Here is a 17,526-nt window from a genome sequence, read left to right on the forward strand (position 1 = left end):
GTACTTATCGCGACTGAACGATTAAGCGTCGGCCTTGACGGTCGGGGCGGCAATCGTGGCGACGGTGAAGTCGCGGTCGGTGATGGTCGGGCGCACACCTTCCGGCAGCTTCACGGACGAGATGTGGATCGACGAACCAACCTCGAAGCCAGCCAGATCGACGGTGATCTTTTCCGGCAGGTCGGCGGCCTTGGCGAACACCTCGATATCGTGACGGACGATATTCAGGATGCCGCCCTTCTTGATGCCGGGGCAGGTTTCGACATTCACAAACTCCACCGGCACCTTCAGGGTGATCTCGGTGGTGTCGCTGACGCGCAGGAAGTCGGCATGCAGCGGACGGTCATAGACCGGGTCCAGCTGCACGTCGCGCGGCAGCACGCGGTGCGTCACGCCGTCGACCGTGATGTCGAACAGGTGGGTGAAGAAGCCCGGACGATGGATCTCACGAGTGAACTTCGTGGTGTCCAGGGCGATCATCACCGGCTTTTCCTTGTTGCCGTAGATCACAGCCGGAATCGAACCAGCACGACGCGTGGCCCGGGCGGTCCCCTTTCCGGCCCGGTCGCGAGCCGTGGCGGCGAGCGCGATAATCTGGGTCATGGTACTCTCCTAGTACGAAAAAAGACCCGTGCGCGGGCATCCGCGTCGGGTCCGGTAGTGGCGCCAGCCTCCAGGGGTGCTGTACGCCGCGAAAATGGTCCGGCCTTTTAGGCGGAAACCCGCCCGGAGTCAAGGCACGGCCCTGCCTTGCCCCCTGCATCCCGCTCGGGTCCGGGTCGCGCCTGCGCAACGCTGTGAAACATGTGCGGCGGCGATGTTTCATTGGGCCTGCCCCCGCCAAGTCTGCGCATGGCCTTACCGTCGCCGCCTTGTGAAACATGACGCAACCCGGCTTCGCGGCATGTCGCGCAGGTCCTGATCCAGGGTCAGGGACGGCTCCGCGCAACCCTGTGAAACATGCGCCTTGTGCGTGTTGCACGGATTGTGTCCGGGAAAAGTCGCAGTTTTCCCGGGTTTGCGGGAGATGTGAAACATTGTGCAACAGGATGGTGTGTCGCGTTGCGTGGGTGCGGCCGGGGGCAGGGCGTGGCTTTGGCGGTGAGGCGTGCAGGATAGCACGGGGCGGCGGGAAAGTCAGCGGCTGGGGTGAGCGTTGTCCCCCGCTACCACCGGGATGGTGACGCGGGATAAGCCGAAGCAAACAAGATAGGCCTAACGCGATGTCCCCACGACCGCCGGTGCGGGCTGAACCGCCGCACGCGGGGCGGCGGCGGGCGGGGCGGTGCTGCCGGCACCATCGGGGGCCGGTGTCGGTGCGTTGGCGGGGCGGTTGCCCGCCATCAGGCTGTCACGCAGCAGCACGATGGAGATGCGGCGGTTGCGGGGGGAATTGGGATCATCCTTGAACAGGTGGTCGCGGTCGCCACGGCCCACCACGGTTTCGATCCGTGTGTCGTTGACGCCCATCGCTTCCAGCGCGCGGCGGGTGGCGTTGGCGCGGTCGGATGACAGTTCCCAGTTGGTGTAGGACGCGCCAGCCCCGAACGGGATACTGTCGGTATGACCGCTGATCGACAACTTATTGGGCAGGTTGGAAACCGCCTGCGCCACCTGGGACAGAAGCTGGGCCGTCTGCGCCTGCATCTTGGCACTGCCCGACGGGAACATGGAATAGCCTTCCTGGTCGATCAGCTGGATACGCAGCCCTTCCGGCGTCTTGTCGATGATCAGGTTCTGGGCTAGGTTGCGCAGTTCGGGGATCTGCTGGATGGCCTGCCGCAGCTCTGCTTCGGCCTTGGCGAACTGGGCATCCTCATGCTTGGCCAGCGCTTCTTTCAGCTCCTGCTCGTCAACTTGACCATCCTTGTTCTTGTCGGCGGCATCCTTCTCCCCGGCGCGTTCCAGAACGGCCAGACCGTTCACCACATCGCCACGGGTCCAGCCGCCTTCCTTGTCCCCGGCGCCCTTGCCGGTAGAGTCCTTTTCCGTCGGACGTCCGCTGGAGCTTTCCTGCATGTCGTCCGTCTGCTCATCCGAATTGGCGGCGGCGGGCATGGTGGGGGTGGGGACAGTGACGCCGGGTGGGCTGCTGGCGTTGACCATGGCACCATCCACGCGGATGGTCTGACCGCCCAGGATGCCGCCGGAGCCGCTGGTCTGTTTCGACGCGCTGGCCGGGCTGAAATAATCGGCGATGCCCATCTTCTGTTCGGCCGTGGTCACGTTCAGCAGCCACAGCAACAGGAAGAAGGCCATCATGGCCGTCACGAAGTCGGCATAGGCAACCTTCCAGGCGCCGCCATGGTGCCCTTCACCGCCTTTGTTGATCTTCTTGATAACAATGGGGGCTTTTTCTTCGCCGCCTGCCACGATGCCATCCCGGTCACTGATCGATGATGCAGTGTAGCAAGCCATTTGGCGTGGGTCACGACCCTTGCGGCCTTGCGCGTATGCCCTACCTCGGGTTAACCCCTATTTATGTGAGGACAGGAGCTTGCCCGGCATGAGTTTCGACCAGCGCGCTTTTCGTGACACCCTGGGCTGCTTCGCCACCGGCGTCTGCATCGCGTCGGCGACCGGCGCCGATGGCAGGCCCGTGGGGCTGACAGTGAATTCCTTCACCTCGGTTTCCCTGGACCCGCCGCTAGTGCTGTTTTGTCTGGATAACCGCTCGGAGAGCCTGTCGGCCTTTCTGGAGGCGCCGGGCTTCGCCCTGTCCATCCTGTCCGCTGAACAGCAGGCCCTGTCCAACACCTTCGCCCGCACGCCGCATGCCACGCGCTGGGACGGCGTGGCGGCGGTGGTGGGGCAGGGCGGTGCCCCTCTGATCCAGGGTGCGCTGGCCGTGCTGGATTGCACCCGCCATGCAATCCATGAAGGCGGGGATCACACGATTCTGGTGGGCCGCGTGCTGGGCTTCGCCAGCCAGCCCGGCGCACCGCTGCTCTATTACCGGGGTGGCTACGCCATGCTGAACGATGGTCGGGGTTGAAACCTGAATCATGCTTCAGTAATTTGCAAACCCGTCAGCCCGCCGGAGTGCGTTTCCCATGTCCAGCTTTGTCGAGAAATCCTGCCAGGGCCTGTCGGCGACCGGGTTCCACCGTATCGCCTATCGGGAATGGGGCACGGGTGACCGGACCATCGTCTGTGTTCATGGGCTGACACGCAATGGCCGCGATTTCGATATCCTGGCCGCCGATCTGGCTGACAGCCTGAAGGCGCGGGTGATCTGTCCTGATGTGGTGGGGCGCGGACGGTCGGGCCGGCTGGCCAATCCCGACAATTACAGCTATGCGCAGTATCTGGCCGACATGGCGGTGCTGCTGGCCCGTCTGGATGTGCCGCAGGTTGATTGGGTGGGCACCTCCATGGGCGGCCTGATCGGCATGATGCTGGCCGCACAGCCCAACAGCCCCATCCGCCGGCTGGTCATCAATGATGTCGGTCCCTTCATCCCGAAGGCGGCGCTGGAGCGGATTGGCGATTATGTCGGGCTGGACCCGTTCTTCGCCGATCTGGACGCTGTTGAGGCCTATCTGCGGCGTCGTTATGCCGGCTTTGGCGCCCTGACCGACGCACAATGGCGGCATATGGCGGAAACTAGCGCCGATCCGCGCGATGGCGGCTACCGTCTGGCCTATGATCCCGGTATCTCCCGTATCTTCAAGACCAGCGCCATTGATGATCTGGACATGTGGCCGCTCTGGTCAATGATCCGGCAGCCTGTGCTGGTGGTGCGGGGTGGGCTGTCAGACCTGCTGCTGGCCGACACGGCGGACCGGATGACGAAGGAAGGCCCGCGCGCCAGCCTCTATACCGTCCCCGATGCCGGCCATGCCCCCGCCCTTATGGCGGCGGATCAGGTGGCGGCGGTGCGGGGTTTCCTGGCCCATGGCTGACGGCGCGCCGGCCTTCACGCCGCCGCCTTTTCGCCCCCGCTTTCCCTGGTGGGGGCGGCATTTACAGACCATCCGCAATACTGTGGTGAAGCCTGTCCACCCCTTGCCACCGGGGCAGGCGATGCGGTTCGCTATGCCCGACGGCAGCGGTGATGTGCTGCTGGCCCGGCTCAACCCGCCAGCGCTGGACGCGGGCAAGCCCCTGGCCGTGCTGCTGCATGGCCTGACGGGCAGTGAAGAAAGCTTCTATGTCCGCGCCACCACCCGGCTGCTGCTGGACCGGGGGCATCCCGTGCTCCGCCTGAACCTGCGCGGGGCGGGGCCGTCGGCGGGGACCTGTTCACGCCGCTATCATGCCGGGCGCACGGGTGATGTGCGGGCTGTGTTGGCGGCTTTGCCGGTCGATCTGGCAGCCAATGGCGTCATCCTGGTCGGCTGGTCGCTGGGTGGAAACTGCACCTTGAAGTTCTTAGGCGAGGGGGATTTCCCCGTGCCCGTGGTCGCGGGTGCCGCCATTTCCGCCCCCATTGACCTTGCCGCCAGCAGCCGCTTGTTCGGTTCGCCCCCCAACCGGCTCTATCATCGTCGCCTGCTGGGCCAGATGAAAGCGGATATGCAGGCCAACCGGGCCCTGGTCGGGGACCGCTGGGCCGATGCCGCACTGGCCGCACACGACCTGTGGGATTTTGACGACAAGGTGGTGGCCCCCTGGAATGGCTGGGCCGACGCCCCGGAATATTACCAGGTCAATTCGGCCCTCTCCTTCCTGCCCCGGATCGCCGTTCCGACCCTGGTTGTCCATGCCCTGGACGATCCCTGGATACCGCCCGCCGCCTATCAGGATTTCCGTTGGCCCGCCAATCCCTGGCTGTCCCCGGCGATCAGCCGGTGGGGCGGCCATGTCGGTTTCCATGGGGTGGGCGGTATCTGGTCGGACCTGTGCCTGGGCCGGTTTCTGGACGGGCTGTAACACGCTTGTCATATGGCACCGCTACCCTGTCCACCCTGACCAGAGGGGGATCGGATGGGTGTCTCGCGGGCCTTGCTGCTATGCTGCCTTTTGGCGGCTGCCCCACTGGCGACGGCCCAGGAGAAGCCGGTGGACCCGGCGCTGACCGGCTGGCTCACCACCACGCCCGTAACCCTTCTGGATTGGGGCATGCTGCGGCTGGACCGGGAGGTGCGGCAGGCGGTGACGGCGCTGGGCCTGAAGGATGGGCGGGATGGACCGGTGAAGGTCGGCACCCTTTATCGCCCCTTTGACCGCCGTGTGCTGGCCTATCTCTCACTGCCCATGACGGCGCGGGAACGCAGCCTGCCGCGCTGCCGGGAGCTTTATACGCTGCTGCGCGATCACCTGCTGGCCGGCGCGCCGGGCGGCATGTCGGCGGCGGGCTGGTACCTTCAGCGCATCTTCGGGTCCGACACGCGCGGCCCCGGCGGGGGGCGGCCGGAGCCGTTCGCAGACATGCTGACCAACATGGTCCTGCTGGAGGTGACCTTGCGCGTGCCCGAAGCCGACGCTTTTGGCAATGGCCCGCCCAAGATCACCTGCGCCGGCCGCCTGGATCAGGATGAAGCAGCGGCGGTGCCGCCCTGGCGACCGCCGGGGTAAGGCTCAGCCCCGCTGCCGCAGCAGCCGGGCGGCATCAATGGCACCATAAGTCAGGATGGCATCGGTGCCCGCGCGCTTGAAGCCCAGCAGGGTTTCCAGCAGTGCCGCCTCATAGTTCAGCCAGCCATTGGCGGACGCGGCCTTCAGCATCGCGTACTCCCCGCTGACATGATAGGCGAAGGTCGGCACGCGGAACTGATCCTTCACGCGGCGGATAATGTCGAGATAGGGCAGGCCCGGCTTCACCATCACCATGTCGGCACCCTCGGCAATGTCCATGCCGACCTCGCGCAGGGCCTCGTCGCTGTTGGCGGGGTCCATCTGATAGGTCTTCTTGTCGCCCTTCAGCAGGCCACCCGTCTGTACCGCGTCGCGGAACGGACCATAGAAGGCAAACGCATATTTGGCGGCATAGGCGCAGATGCGGGTCAACGTATGGCCCCGGTCCTCCAGCGCGTCGCGGATGGCGCCGATCCGGCCATCCATCATGTCGGACGGGGCAACGATGTCGCAGCCGGCATCGGCCTGAACCAGCGCCTGCCAGACCAGCGCCTGTACCGTCTCCTCATTCAGGACATAGCCATCCTTCACGATGCCGTCATGGCCGTGGCTGGTATAGGGGTCGAGTGCCACATCGCCCAGGATGCCGATATCCGGCACTTCCCGTTTGATGGCGCGGATGGCGCGACACATCAGATTGTCGGGGTTACCCGACTCACGTCCTTCCGGGTCCTTTTTGTCAAAGGGCAGAACCGGGAACAGGGCGACGCAGGGAATGCCCAGATCGCGGGCCGCCGCCACGGCGGGCACCAGCAGATCCAGCGACATACGCTCCACCCCCGGCATGCTGGCGATGGGCTGCCGCTGGTTCTCCCCCTCCACCGCGAAGATCGGCCAGATCAGGTCATTGACCGTCAGATGGTTTTCCGCCACCAGCCGGCGGGTCCAGCCATCGACACGGTTGCGGCGCGGGCGGGTGCGGGGAAAGCTCTGCATCATGGGACCTGTTCGGGACAACAACGCCTGGATGCTACGCCCGCCCGCCCCCCGGCGGCAACAGTGACACCTGCGGCCTACAGCCCCAGGAACTCATGAATGGCGTAGAGCATGATCTTGATGGTCAGTGCGATGAAGCCGAAGGCGATGATCGTGCTGGCCACAGCAGAGATATAGCCGGCGATCAGCGCGATCCCGTCCCGCTCCATGAGGGCCAATGCAATCAGGGCGATGGCGATGGAGGGAAAGATATTACCCATGAAGATGGGCAGGATCAGGACGATAGACAGGAAGAACACGACAAAGCCGACGAAGCGCTCCATCCGCCCATCCACCAGATGGGTCAGGCGCGGCCGGGTGATCCGCTCCACCCGCCGCAGCCAGGGTTCGGCCTTGGTCAGGACGGCCATCAGATCGGTGCGCAGGATGCTGCGGCGGCGCAGGAAGGCGGGCAGCCAGGGATGCGGGTGTCCGATCATCAACTGCAAAGAAAAGACGACGATAGGCATACCGGTCACCGCTGACATGCCGGGAGGTGCCGGCAGGATGGTGGGCAGTGCGAACAGCAGCATCAGGATGCCGTATGCCCGCTCCCCCAGCCCATCAATCAGCTGACCAATGGATATACGCTCACTATCCACATGCGCAATGGTGTCGAACAGCAGGTCCGTGGTTCGCTTGACATGCACATCGGAGTCTTCGGTCATGAATGGGATCAATGCCATGGTGTTTCGGCCAGCGCGCTGACCCCTGTCATGAAATAGCTGCGGTGGTCACAGCCAAATTGCAAGTGCCGTTCCCCCGGTCATAGCCCAATCCAGTTACCGAAATGTGAACCGATACGTGACCTGACAATGATTTAGATGATCAAGAGAGCGAAATCCTCGCGTGAAAAGTCAGCAATGCCGGTCAAGGATATGCTCGAAAACGATAATAACAGATAGGCGGCTGGCTGGCTGCCGGCCATGGCCGTATCGGTGTCGGCATCCGCAACATAATAGAGTTCAGTCTGTGACGTGCTGGTGTTGAAGAACACGAGCAATCCAGCCTCTCCGGCATTGCCGCCATTATTGGTCAGGGCATCGGCCACCCCTGCATACCCGGCTTCGGTGATGACATTGACGGCATTTGCCTTCATGTCCAGCCGTCCTCCGGTCGCCTCGTTATAGTCCTCCTCGCCCAACCTGGCGCTACCAGAATGCGCCAACTGTATTTGCGAGGCACCGAATATACTGCCTTTTGTGGGGCCTGTACTGGTGACCGCAAGATAGATGTAGTCGGAGTTCGTATCGGCAACGGGGCCGCCCGGATAATGCGAGTGCTGCTCGAAGCCGCTGACGGCGACGGGTCTGTCGGTGAAGCCAGACAGAATCAGCTTGTCCACGCCGCCTGCTGAAATATCGATCTTGCTGGCAGATACACCGGCGAGGGGAATGAGTTCCGACCCGATGCTGTTTTGTGGTTCAGGCCAGGTGAGGTTCAGATTGGTCCGGGCAATTCCAGGTGCCGCTCGGTCTTCTGCGGCACCGTACAGGACAAAATGTTGGAGAGCGGAGCGGAAGGCCCCCTCTTTCACCGCGGCGGCAACGTCGTTGTTGGACCTCAGATAAGCCGCCGCATCGAACCGTGCCAGGGTGGCGCTTGCAGCGCGTCCTTCCGCCAACCCATAGGTGAGCCAATGGTCCCAGCCGCTGGCGATTTTTCCGGATCGGACCGCTTCCGCCACATCGGCATTGTGGGACAGATAAAATGCCATATCCACCATGGCGTTAGGATTGCGCTGTTCCCTGTTGCCGTGAAGGTCGAAATGCTGGCGACCAGTGGAAAACTGTCCCTTTTTGACAGCGTCTGCGACATCGGGATTGCTCTGAAGGTAATACTGCTCGTCGAAACTGCTTATTACTCCAGGCATCACCGGCATCCCGAAATATTTCAATTGTTTCTTGACGCGTAAACTGAGAAATTCACGCTTCAGTATTTGATGAAATACAGCCGAATCGGCCCAGTGTCACTGATCATTTGGACATGACAAAACTCCCGGCGACTGTTATTGCCGCTGGGATTGGTGTTTTTGAATGCAAAGCGGGTATTATCCCAGATTGAAACGGGTAATCGTCGCAGCGATGTCGTCACCGAATGTCGCGCCCAGGCGGATGATGCCGGCATCGGACGGCACGCCCTTCAGCTGATCCGCCCCCATGCTGGTCATCAGGGCGGCGGGGACATGCTGCGTCACCGATATGGCGCGCAGGCCGCGGATCAGATCGATGCCGCCCAGACCATCCATGACAGCGGACGCGATGATCATGTCCGGCGGCATGCGCACCGCGATGGAGATCGCCTCGATCGGGTCGGACACGATATTCACGCGGAAGCCACAGGCCGCCAGTTCGCCGGCCGCTTTGCGCGCCACCAGCTTGTTGGGCGTGACCAGCATGATTTCGACATCCCGCACCTCGACATCGGTGATGTCAAATTCGAACCGGGTCGGCAGACGGCGGATGATCTGGTTGGTGGCCGCGATGTCGGGCTGCTCCTCCAGTTCCGCCATTTCCGCGATGCGGTCGGCGAAAATCTGGATGGCGGCAACCTGCTTCTCATCCAGGTCCTTCAGGTCGGAGCAATAGGTCTCCAGACGCTGCGCGATCAGGGAGACGATGGGATAACCGAAAGTGGAGCCGGAGCCCTTTAGCGAGTGGATTTCACGGCGCAGTTCGCGCAGTGCGTCCCCGCCCTTGACCGTGCCGGCCTTGACCTGATCCAGCGTGGCATAGATGGAGGACAACCGGTCGCTGATATAGTCGCTGAATTCCGACTTGAGCTGTTCAAGCAGCTCATCCATATCGACTTCGGCCATCCTGTTATTCCTTCTATTCGCAAGACATATCCCTGTACCCCAGCGACCCTGCCGGTATCAAGGGCGGCGGCGTAACCGATGGGTTACACCGCCCATACCACAAAAGCCGAAGGCCCGGACACGCTGCGCATCCGGGCCTTCCTGCAACCATACGCGACATCCGGCGGATCAGGCGGCGCGCTTCAACTCCAGGTTCTTCCAGACGGACAGCAGGGCATCGACCAGATGGTCCATCTTGCGGTCGTCATGGAAGGGGGTGGGGGTCAGGCGCAGCCGTTCGGTCCCGCGCGGCACGGTCGGGTAATTGATCGGCTGGACATAGATGTCGTGATAGCGCAGCAGGTCATCGCTGGCCTGCTTGCACAGATGCGCGTCACCCACCAGCAGCGGCACGATATGGCTGACCGACGGCATCACGGGAAGGCCGGCCTGCGCCAAGCGGCGCTTCAGCGTGGCGGCGCGTTCCTGATGGCGGATACGGATTTCGTTATGTTCCTTCAGGAACATGACGGAGGCGAGCGCGCCAGCCGCCAGCACCGGGGCCAGTGAGGTGGTGAAGATAAAGGACGGCGCGAAGCTGCGCACGCAATCGACCAGTGCCGTGGACCCGGTGATATAGCCGCCCATGACGCCATAGGCCTTGCCCAGCGTCCCCTCGATCACCGTCAGCCGGTCCATCACGCCTTCGCGTTCCGCCACGCCGGCGCCGCGGTGACCATACATGCCGACGGCATGCACCTCATCCAGATAGGTCATGGCACCATGCTTGTCGGCGACGTCACACAGTTCCTTGATCGGGGCGATGTCGCCATCCATGGAATAGACGCTTTCGAAGGCCACCAGCTTGGGCTGGTTCTTCGGATAGCGCGACAGAAGGGCGTCCAGATGGGCCACGTCATTGTGCCGGAAAATATGTTTTTCCGCGCCGGAGTGACGGATGCCCTCAATCATCGAATTATGGTTCAGCGCATCGGAGAAGACGACGCAGTTGGGCAGGATACGCGGCAGGGTCGAAAGCGTCGCCTCGTTGCTGATATAGCCCGAGGTGAAGAGCAGGGCCGCCTCCTTGCCATGCAGATCGGCCAGTTCACGTTCCAGCATCACATGATAGTGATTGGTGCCGGAGATGTTGCGGGTCCCGCCGGCGCCGGCCCCGCACTTGTGCAGGCTGTCGACCATGGACCCGATGACGACGGGATGCTGCCCCATGCCCAGATAATCGTTGGAGCACCAGACGGTGACATCCTTGGGCGGCGCATCCTCCCCATGGAAGGTGGCGGTCGGGAATTCGCCCACGCGGCGTTCCAGATCGGCAAACACGCGGTAACGGCCTTCGCGCTTCAGACCGTCAATCTGGCTCTTGAAAAAATTCTCGTAATCCATGGGCCGCTGTCCCGTCTGCACCACTTAAAGGAATGTCACGCCGACCGTGCCTTTTGTCCACCCTTGTTTATTACTTCAAAGGTATCACCAGCAAAACCCCGCGCGACGGCTTGTCGCGCCGGCTCCCGACAATGCGGACGGGCGACAGGACCGTAGAATGCCGACACGTCGTCATCTCTGCTTTGATTTCGGTCAATTCATCATTCTGTCCAAGAGGCTTTCTGCGCATGGCTCGGGTGCGGCAGGGCGGCGGAATAAAGCCCCGACATATTTAGTCCAGCCTCACTCCCTCCCGCACCAGCCAGTCGGCCGTATCGGCCAGCGACTTTTCGAACCGGAACAGCAGGGTCTCGATCTCTTCCTCGTTGATGATCAGGGGCGGGGAGAAGCCGATACTGTCGCCGATGGGGCGCAGGATGGCCCCGTGCTGATGGCTGAAAGAGACGAGTTTTGCACCCACCGCCAGGGCCGGTTCGAAGGGGCGCTTCGTCGCCTTGTCGGCCACCAGTTCCACACCACCGATCAGGCCGATGCCCCGAACCTCGCCTACCAGCGGGTGATCGCGGAAGGCGCGCAGACCCGTTTGCAGGCGGGGTGCCATGGCGCGGACATGGCCGATAATGTCCCGTTCCTCATAAATCTTCAGGGTTTCCAGGGCGACGGCACAGCTGACCGGGTGGCCGGAATAGGTGTAACCATGACCGAATGTGCCGATCTTCGCACTTTCGGCCACGCAGGCCTGATAGATGGCGTCCGACACCAGCACAGCGGACAGGGGCAGATAGGCCGAGGTCAGCGCCTTGGCCGAGGTCAGGATATCCGGCTTCATGCCATAGGTCTGGCTGCCCCACATATTGCCGGTGCGGCCATAGCCACAGATGACCTCATCCGCGACCAGCAGCACGTCGTACTTTCTCAGGACCGCCTGGATTTTTTCAAAATAAGTCGCGGGTGGCAGGATGACGCCACCCGCCCCCATGACGGGCTCGGCGAAGAAGGCGGCCACCGTGTCCGGCCCTTCGCGCAGGATCAGCGCCTCCAGATTATCGGCCAGCCGCGTGGCGAAATCCGTCTCGCTCTCCCCCTCCTGCCCGAAGCGGTAGTAGTGCGGGCAGTCGGTATGCAGGATGCCCTGGATGGGCAGGTCGAAATCACGGTGGCAGTTCGGCAGGCCCGTCAGGCTGGCCGCCGCGACGGTGACGCCGTGATAGGCCTTCTGCCGCGCGATGATCTTCTTCTTCTGTGGTCGGCCCAGGGCGTTGTTGTAGTACCAGACCAGCTTGACCGCCGTGTCATTGGCCTCTGACCCGGAGCAGGCGAAGAACACCTTGCTCATCGGTACCGGGGCCAGGGCGATCAGCCGTTCGGCCAGATCGATGGCCGGTTCATGCGATTTATGGGCAAACGCGTGATAGAAGGGCAGGGTGCGCATCTGGCGGATGGCGGCATCAACCAGACGCGGTTCGTCAAAGCCCAGGCTGGTACACCAGAGGCCCGCCACCCCCTCGATATAGTCCTTGCCCGTCTCATCCGTGACAGTCACGCCCTTGCCCGATGCGATCACCAGGGGGCCTGTCGTCTCATGCGCCTTCAGGTTGGTGTAGGGGTGCAGGTGATAGGCGATATCACGGCTGCCGGCGGAATTTCCCAGATGCGTCATGATGGTGGCGTCCTGTTGCAGGGTGCCGCCATGGTGATGCGGGCCGAGGCTTGATTGCAACCCCCTTAGCCGATCCGTCGTGCCGCGCTGGGCGGGGCGTCGTGCAGGCGGCCCCAGGCGCGGCGCAATTGCCGGGTCGAGCCGAAGCCGGCGCGTTCGGCCACAGCCTCCATATCCAGGCGCGAATTCTCGATCAGGCGGCGGGCAAGGCCGACGCGCAGCCGGTTCACATAGTCGGGCACCGTCATGCCGGCATGTTCGCGGAACAGGCGGGACAGGTGGCGGGGACTGGCATGGGCGATATCGGCCAGGGCGGCCAGCGACCAGTCGCGGGCCGGGTCGGCGGAGATGGCATCCTGGACCCGATGGATGGCGGGATGCAGGTGGTTGCGCCCCTCCAGCCAGGGCGACAGCTGTGGATCGGCCCCGGCCCGGCGCATGTAGACGACCAGATAGCGCGCCACCGCCGCCGCCACGCCAGGGCCGCAGCGCCGCGCGATGAAATGCAGGGCCAGATCGATGCCGGCGGTGATGCCGGCACTGCTCCAGCAATTGCCATCCTCCACGAACAGCCGGTTTTCCAGGACGCGGCAGCCGGGGGCTGCCTGACGCAGCTCCTCATAGGAACTGTGATGCGTGGTGCAGGCCCGCCCCTCCATCAGGCCGGCGCGGGCGGCAAGGACGGCACCCGAACAGATGCACAGGATCAGATGGCCGGGCCGCACGGTCCGGCGCAGCCAATCGATGATCACCTGTTCCTGCACATTGTCGGCCCGCACATCCTGTCCCGGCAATGGATCGATATTGCCTGACAGCATGATGATGGCGTCATCGGGCAGTCGGTCGGGCAGGGGGGCGATATGGGAGAGGACCAGACCGACGGAGCTGGACATTTCCGGCACAGGCCCGACAAAGTTCAACTCGAACCGCAGCCGGTCCTGTTCCACCCCGGCGCGGCGCAGCACCTCTGTCGGGCCGGCCACATCCAGCAGCATAGCGCGCGGCGGCAGCACGACATGCACGGGAATGATCTGCCGGTTCTGGTTCGCCCCCTCCGCCATCATCACGCCGCCTCCCGTTCCCCGCGACCGTCCATGGCGCGGGCCAGCGCCTGTTCCACGCTGGTGATGGTGGCGAAACGGCCGGCCAGCACCAGTTCCGTCCGCGCCCGGATCTCATCAGCAGACCATGTGCGGCCCGCCGCATCGGTCATGGCGAAGGTCAGCGTCGCCTCCGTCACATAATCAACCTCATACCCCAGGTCCGATGCGTGGCGCGTCGTCGTCTCACAGCATTGTTCGGTGCGGATGCCGCAGACGATGACCCGCCGCACGCCCCGTGATACCAGCCAGACATCCAGGCCACTGCCCACCAGGGCGCTGTGGCGCGGTTTTTCGAACACGGCGTCGGGCGTGATCTGCACGGGGGACAGCAGCTTCACATGGCCGGATGCCTTGGAGAACGGGCCGTCGGGATCGACATGGAAAATCTGTGCGATGGGAATGCCGGCGGCCTTGGCACCATCAATCAGGGCCTGCACCCGGTCAAAGAAGGGTGCCGCCTCCTCTTCCCGCCAATAGGCGCGCTGACGGAAGCTTTCCTGGACGTCAATGACCAGCAGGGCGGTATCATGGGCGGACATTTCATGCTCCGGTTCCGGGTTGCGATGGCCGGCACAGTAGCGGGGCATTAATCTAACCGAAAGGCGCGCGCCGGACCAGGAGCGGACGGAAAAAGACATTGCCTTTTCGCCCCGACGATGCCGATGCAGCAAAATGTACGGAATTTCTTCCTGAATCGCCGTAAATGCATGGAAAGCGTTGAATCGGCTTGGTATCATTCCGGTTCGACAGCGATGCCGGAATCCCTTGGGCGCGCCCTGGGGGCTTGGGGCCGGAGGCTGGCCGGGTCAGGGGTGGTTCAGTATGACGTCGATGGAGACTGATGGCGGCTCGTCCGAAATGGAGGTCCCGCGCAAGAAGTTGAGCGGCAAGAAAATTGTGCTGTTTTTTGTGCTGCCCATCCTCCTGATCGTGGCAGGTGCGGCAGGCGCATACTTCATGGGCGCGCTCGACGGGCTTCTGGGTAAGAAGCACGCGGAGGGCGAGGAGCATGTCGAGGAAGAGCATAAGGAGCCGGAACTGCCCGAGTATAAAGGGCCGCCTCAGTATGCTGAGGTGCCGGACATGTTGGTCAACCTGAATACCGGTGAGCGGCGAGCAACATTGCTTAAATTGGGTATTTCGCTGGAAGTTTATCGCCCGGAAGACAAGGCTGTCGTCGATCTGGCCATGCCACGCATTACCGATGCCTTCCAGGTTTATCTGCGCGAACTGAAGGTGGATGACCTGCGCGGTTCGGCGGGCATGTATCGTTTGCGTGAAGAGCTGCAGCTGCGGGTCAATACGGCAGTCGCCCCGGTCAAGGTGAAGGACGTATTGATCAAGGAATTCCTGGTCCAGCAATGATGCGAGAGGATGCGTAATGGCCGGGCCCGAGGAGCTTAGTGAAGAAGAACGCATGGCGGCCGAATGGGCCGCCATGGCTGATGAAGGGGCTGGCGACGCCTTTGGCGACATGGGCGGCGGCGGTGGCGGCGGTGCCACGCGCGTTCTGAACCAGGACGAAATCGACAGCCTGCTGGGCTTCGACAAGGACGGGGCCGGCGACGGCGACAATACCGGCGTCATGGCGCTGGTGAATTCGGCGCTGGTCAATTACGAACGTCTGCCCATGCTGGAGGTGGTGTTCGACCGCCTCGTCCGCATGATGTCGACGTCATTGCGTAACTTCACCTCTGATAACGTTGAAGTCTCGCTGGATCAGATCAGCTCGGTGCGTTTCGGCGATTACCTGAACTCCATCCCGCTGCCGGCCATGCTGGCCGTGTTCAAGGCGGAGGAGTGGGACAATTACGGCCTGATGGTCATCGATTCGGCGCTGATCTATTCCATCGTGGACGTGCTGCTGGGCGGACGGCGTGGTACGGCGGCCATGCGTATCGAAGGCCGCCCTTATACGACCATCGAACGTAATCTGGTTGAACGCATGGTGCATGTGGTCCTGTCGGACCTGTCGGCCGCGTTTGACCCGCTGTCGCCCGTCACCTTCCGCTTCGACCGTTTGGAAACCAATCCGCGTTTCGCCACCATCGCGCGCCAGGCCAACGCCGCCGTGCTGGTCAAGCTGCGCATCGACATGGAAGACCGTGGCGGGCGCCTGGAACTGCTGATCCCCTATGCCACCCTGGAACCTGTGCGCGAACTGCTGTTGCAGATGTTCATGGGTGAAAAGTTTGGTCGCGACAGTATCTGGGAAACTCACCTGGCGTCGGAACTGTGGCAGACGGATGTGCATCTGTCGGCGGTCCTGGACGAGATTGTCCTGCCGCTGAACGAGGTTCTGTCCTGGCGTGTGGGCAGCCGCGTGTTGTTGAATGTCGCGCCGGACGAAACGATTGAACTTCGATGCGGCGATGTGCCGATGTTCCTGGGCCGCATGGGCCGCAAGGGTGGTAACATCGCGGTGCGTATCGACAAGGAATCACCCAAGCCGGAGGGCCAGCCATGATCGCCTCGATCCTGTCCTTATTGCTGGACGTGGCCATTGTCGGCCTGCTGGTGGCCACCATCATCTACGCCCTGCGCCTGAACAAGCAGCTGTCGGCGGTCAAGGAAAGCCGCGCGGAGCTGGAGGAGCTGGTCAAAGGCTTCGCCGAGGCGACGGCCCAGGCCGACAGTTCCGTGAAGGGCATGCGCAAGGCAGCGCATGAATCCGGCGAAACCCTGTCCTCCCTGATCAACCGCGCCCAGACCCTGAAAGAGGAGATGGAGCTGATCGTGCAGGCGGCGGACGGTCTTGCCAACCGGCTGGAGGCCGCGTCGGGCAAGGCGCGGGCCGCCGTGATGCCGGCCCAGGGCGGGTCTGCCCCCCTGACTGCAGCACCGGCCCCGCGCCCGGCCGCCGCCGCGCCACGTCCCGCACCGGCGGCGGCACCGCCCCCGCAGCAGGCCGCAGCACCCGCAGCAGGGGGCGCTGAACCCCGGTCGCGGGCGGAGAAGGAATTGTTGCAGGCGCTGGAGAATCTGCGGCAATGACCGACGCGCCGACACCAGCCGCCGGGACCACGCCCGGCCCCGCCAAACCGGCGACCAAGCCCGCCGCGAAGCCCGCCCCCAAAGCGGCGGCGAAGCCCGGTGCGCGCCCCGCCGCACGGGGCAAGCCGGTGCCGCAGCCGCCCAAGGCCCGCCGGTCCCTGATGCGCCCCGGCCTGCTGCCAGCCACGATTTTTGTGGCGACGCTGGTCCTGGGCTTCAAGGTCGGGGATATCTGGCTGACGGTGACGACGGGCAAGGGCCTGTCCCTGATACCCGCGTCGGTTGCCGAGGAGACGGTGCCACAGGGCCTGCCGGAGACGAAGCCGGCCAATGCCGTTGCCGTCGCGCCCGCACCGGCCAAGACCCCGCCCGCCGTTCCGTCCGCACCGGTACAGGTGGCATCGGCGGAACAGCAGCCGGCACAGACCCCGCCGGCCGCCGGTGGCGAGCATGGCCACCCAGCAGCCGCAGGGGGTGAGCATGGGCAGGCCCCGGCCGCCGACCCCAACAGCCCGGCCCCATCTGGCGCGCCCGGTCAGGGCTTCACCCCCACCGAGGTGGAAATCCTGCAAAGGTTGCAGGAGCGGCGTGAACAGCTGGACAGCCGGGGACGCGAACTGGATCAGCGTGAGGCGATGCTGACCGCCGCCGAGACGCGATTCGACCAGAAGATCACCGAACTTCAGAACCTGAAGAAGGAAATCCAGGGTCTTCTGACCCAGGCCAATGCCGAACAGCAGGCGCAACTGGACAGTCTGGTGAAGATTTACGAGACGATGAAGCCGGCTGATGCGGCCAAGATTTTCAACAATCTTGAAAATGATGTGCTGTTGAACGTGATCAGCCGCATGAAGGAAGCAAAGGTTGCCCCTGTATTCGCCGCCATGGACGAAAAGCGTGCGCAGGAGGTCACCATCCTTCTGGCTGCACGGAAGAGGCTGCCAACGGTGCCCGAATGATTGTATGAAGGCCCCGGGGGAGCCTGTCCCCTGCCTGTCCCCGGCGATCGCCGG

The 17,526-nt window shown here is 63.5% G+C and carries 18 protein-coding genes; 8 read left to right on the forward strand and 10 right to left on the reverse strand.

The features are described from left to right. Positions 1-21 precede the first annotated feature (21 nt). Positions 22-603 carry a 50S ribosomal protein L25/general stress protein Ctc gene (locus ABC729_RS04070; RefSeq protein ID WP_102111525.1) on the reverse strand — a complete coding sequence of 194 codons (582 nt, stop codon included), beginning with the start codon at positions 601-603 and terminating at the stop codon, positions 22-24. A 612-nt stretch (positions 604-1,215) separates the two neighbouring features. Continuing rightward, positions 1,216-2,418 (reverse strand): flagellar motor protein MotB, encoded by a 1,203-nt coding sequence (locus ABC729_RS04075; RefSeq protein ID WP_495606370.1) that lies wholly within the window; start codon positions 2,416-2,418, stop codon positions 1,216-1,218. Between the two features lie 88 nt (positions 2,419-2,506). On the opposite strand from ABC729_RS04075, the gene ABC729_RS04080 reads away from it, so the two are divergent. From ABC729_RS04080 to ABC729_RS04095, 4 genes are read left to right on the forward strand one after another with little or no spacing between them, the layout of a single operon-like run. Next, the gene (locus ABC729_RS04080; RefSeq protein WP_495606371.1) at positions 2,507-2,995 is read left to right on the forward strand and encodes a flavin reductase family protein; all 489 of its coding nucleotides are present in this window, start codon (positions 2,507-2,509) and stop codon (positions 2,993-2,995) included. A gap of 58 nt (positions 2,996-3,053) precedes the next feature. Next, positions 3,054-3,905 (forward strand): alpha/beta fold hydrolase, encoded by an 852-nt coding sequence (locus tag ABC729_RS04085; RefSeq protein WP_495606372.1) that lies wholly within the window; start codon positions 3,054-3,056, stop codon positions 3,903-3,905. After that, positions 3,898-4,875, forward strand: coding sequence for a YheT family hydrolase (locus ABC729_RS04090; protein ID WP_495606373.1), 978 nt, complete (start codon positions 3,898-3,900; stop codon positions 4,873-4,875). The genes ABC729_RS04085 and ABC729_RS04090 overlap by 8 nt, the downstream gene beginning before the upstream one ends. A 54-nt stretch (positions 4,876-4,929) precedes the next feature. Then, complete coding sequence (locus ABC729_RS04095; protein ID WP_495606374.1) at positions 4,930-5,520, forward strand: hypothetical protein; 591 nt, start codon at positions 4,930-4,932, stop codon at positions 5,518-5,520. A gap of 3 nt (positions 5,521-5,523) precedes the next feature. Here the strand turns inward: ABC729_RS04095 and hemB are convergent, their stop codons facing one another. The 8 genes from hemB to ABC729_RS04135 form a co-directional block, all read right to left on the reverse strand. After that, entirely contained in the window at positions 5,524-6,519 is a 996-nt protein-coding gene (gene hemB, locus ABC729_RS04100; RefSeq protein ID WP_495606375.1) for a porphobilinogen synthase, read from the reverse strand. Between the two features lie 74 nt (positions 6,520-6,593). Further along, positions 6,594-7,223, reverse strand: a complete 630-nt coding sequence (locus ABC729_RS04105; protein ID WP_495606376.1) for an exopolysaccharide biosynthesis protein — start codon at positions 7,221-7,223, stop codon at positions 6,594-6,596. Between the two features lie 152 nt (positions 7,224-7,375). Continuing rightward, positions 7,376-8,437 carry a hypothetical protein gene (locus ABC729_RS04110; RefSeq protein ID WP_495606377.1) on the reverse strand — a complete coding sequence of 354 codons (1,062 nt, stop codon included), beginning with the start codon at positions 8,435-8,437 and terminating at the stop codon, positions 7,376-7,378. Between the two features lie 168 nt (positions 8,438-8,605). Further along, the gene (locus tag ABC729_RS04115) at positions 8,606-9,373 is read right to left on the reverse strand and encodes an Hpt domain-containing protein (protein WP_495606378.1); all 768 of its coding nucleotides are present in this window, start codon (positions 9,371-9,373) and stop codon (positions 8,606-8,608) included. A gap of 168 nt (positions 9,374-9,541) precedes the next feature. Then, entirely contained in the window at positions 9,542-10,756 is a 1,215-nt protein-coding gene (hemA, locus tag ABC729_RS04120) for a 5-aminolevulinate synthase (protein WP_495606379.1), read from the reverse strand. Between the two features lie 271 nt (positions 10,757-11,027). Continuing rightward, a complete protein-coding gene (locus ABC729_RS04125) occupies positions 11,028-12,416 on the reverse strand; it encodes an aspartate aminotransferase family protein (RefSeq protein WP_495608639.1) in 1,389 nt (462 codons plus the stop codon). A 65-nt stretch (positions 12,417-12,481) separates the two neighbouring features. Continuing rightward, positions 12,482-13,480 carry a GlxA family transcriptional regulator gene (locus ABC729_RS04130; RefSeq protein WP_495606380.1) on the reverse strand — a complete coding sequence of 333 codons (999 nt, stop codon included), beginning with the start codon at positions 13,478-13,480 and terminating at the stop codon, positions 12,482-12,484. Further along, positions 13,480-14,058, reverse strand: a complete 579-nt coding sequence (locus ABC729_RS04135) for an isochorismatase family protein (RefSeq protein ID WP_495606381.1) — start codon at positions 14,056-14,058, stop codon at positions 13,480-13,482. Before ABC729_RS04135 ends, ABC729_RS04130 begins: the two co-directional genes overlap by 1 nt. Before the next feature lie 283 nt (positions 14,059-14,341). Here ABC729_RS04135 and ABC729_RS04140 point away from each other — a divergent pair, with 283 nt between their 5' ends. From ABC729_RS04140 to ABC729_RS04155, 4 genes are read left to right on the forward strand one after another with little or no spacing between them, the layout of a single operon-like run. Beyond that, positions 14,342-14,884 (forward strand): flagellar basal body-associated FliL family protein, encoded by a 543-nt coding sequence (locus ABC729_RS04140; RefSeq protein ID WP_495606382.1) that lies wholly within the window; start codon positions 14,342-14,344, stop codon positions 14,882-14,884. Between the two features lie 16 nt (positions 14,885-14,900). Then, a complete protein-coding gene (gene fliM, locus ABC729_RS04145; protein ID WP_495606383.1) occupies positions 14,901-15,986 on the forward strand; it encodes a flagellar motor switch protein FliM in 1,086 nt (361 codons plus the stop codon). Beyond that, positions 15,983-16,513: a DUF6468 domain-containing protein gene (locus ABC729_RS04150; RefSeq protein WP_495606384.1), complete on the forward strand. Its 531-nt coding sequence runs from the start codon at positions 15,983-15,985 to the stop codon at positions 16,511-16,513. Before fliM ends, ABC729_RS04150 begins: the two co-directional genes overlap by 4 nt. Beyond that, on the forward strand, positions 16,510-17,472 hold the full coding sequence (locus ABC729_RS04155; RefSeq protein WP_495606385.1) for a MotE family protein: 963 nt from the start codon (positions 16,510-16,512) through the stop codon (positions 17,470-17,472). The genes ABC729_RS04150 and ABC729_RS04155 overlap by 4 nt, the downstream gene beginning before the upstream one ends. Positions 17,473-17,526 lie beyond the last annotated feature (54 nt).

The organism is Niveispirillum sp. CC-CTL257 (assembly GCF_059489915.1).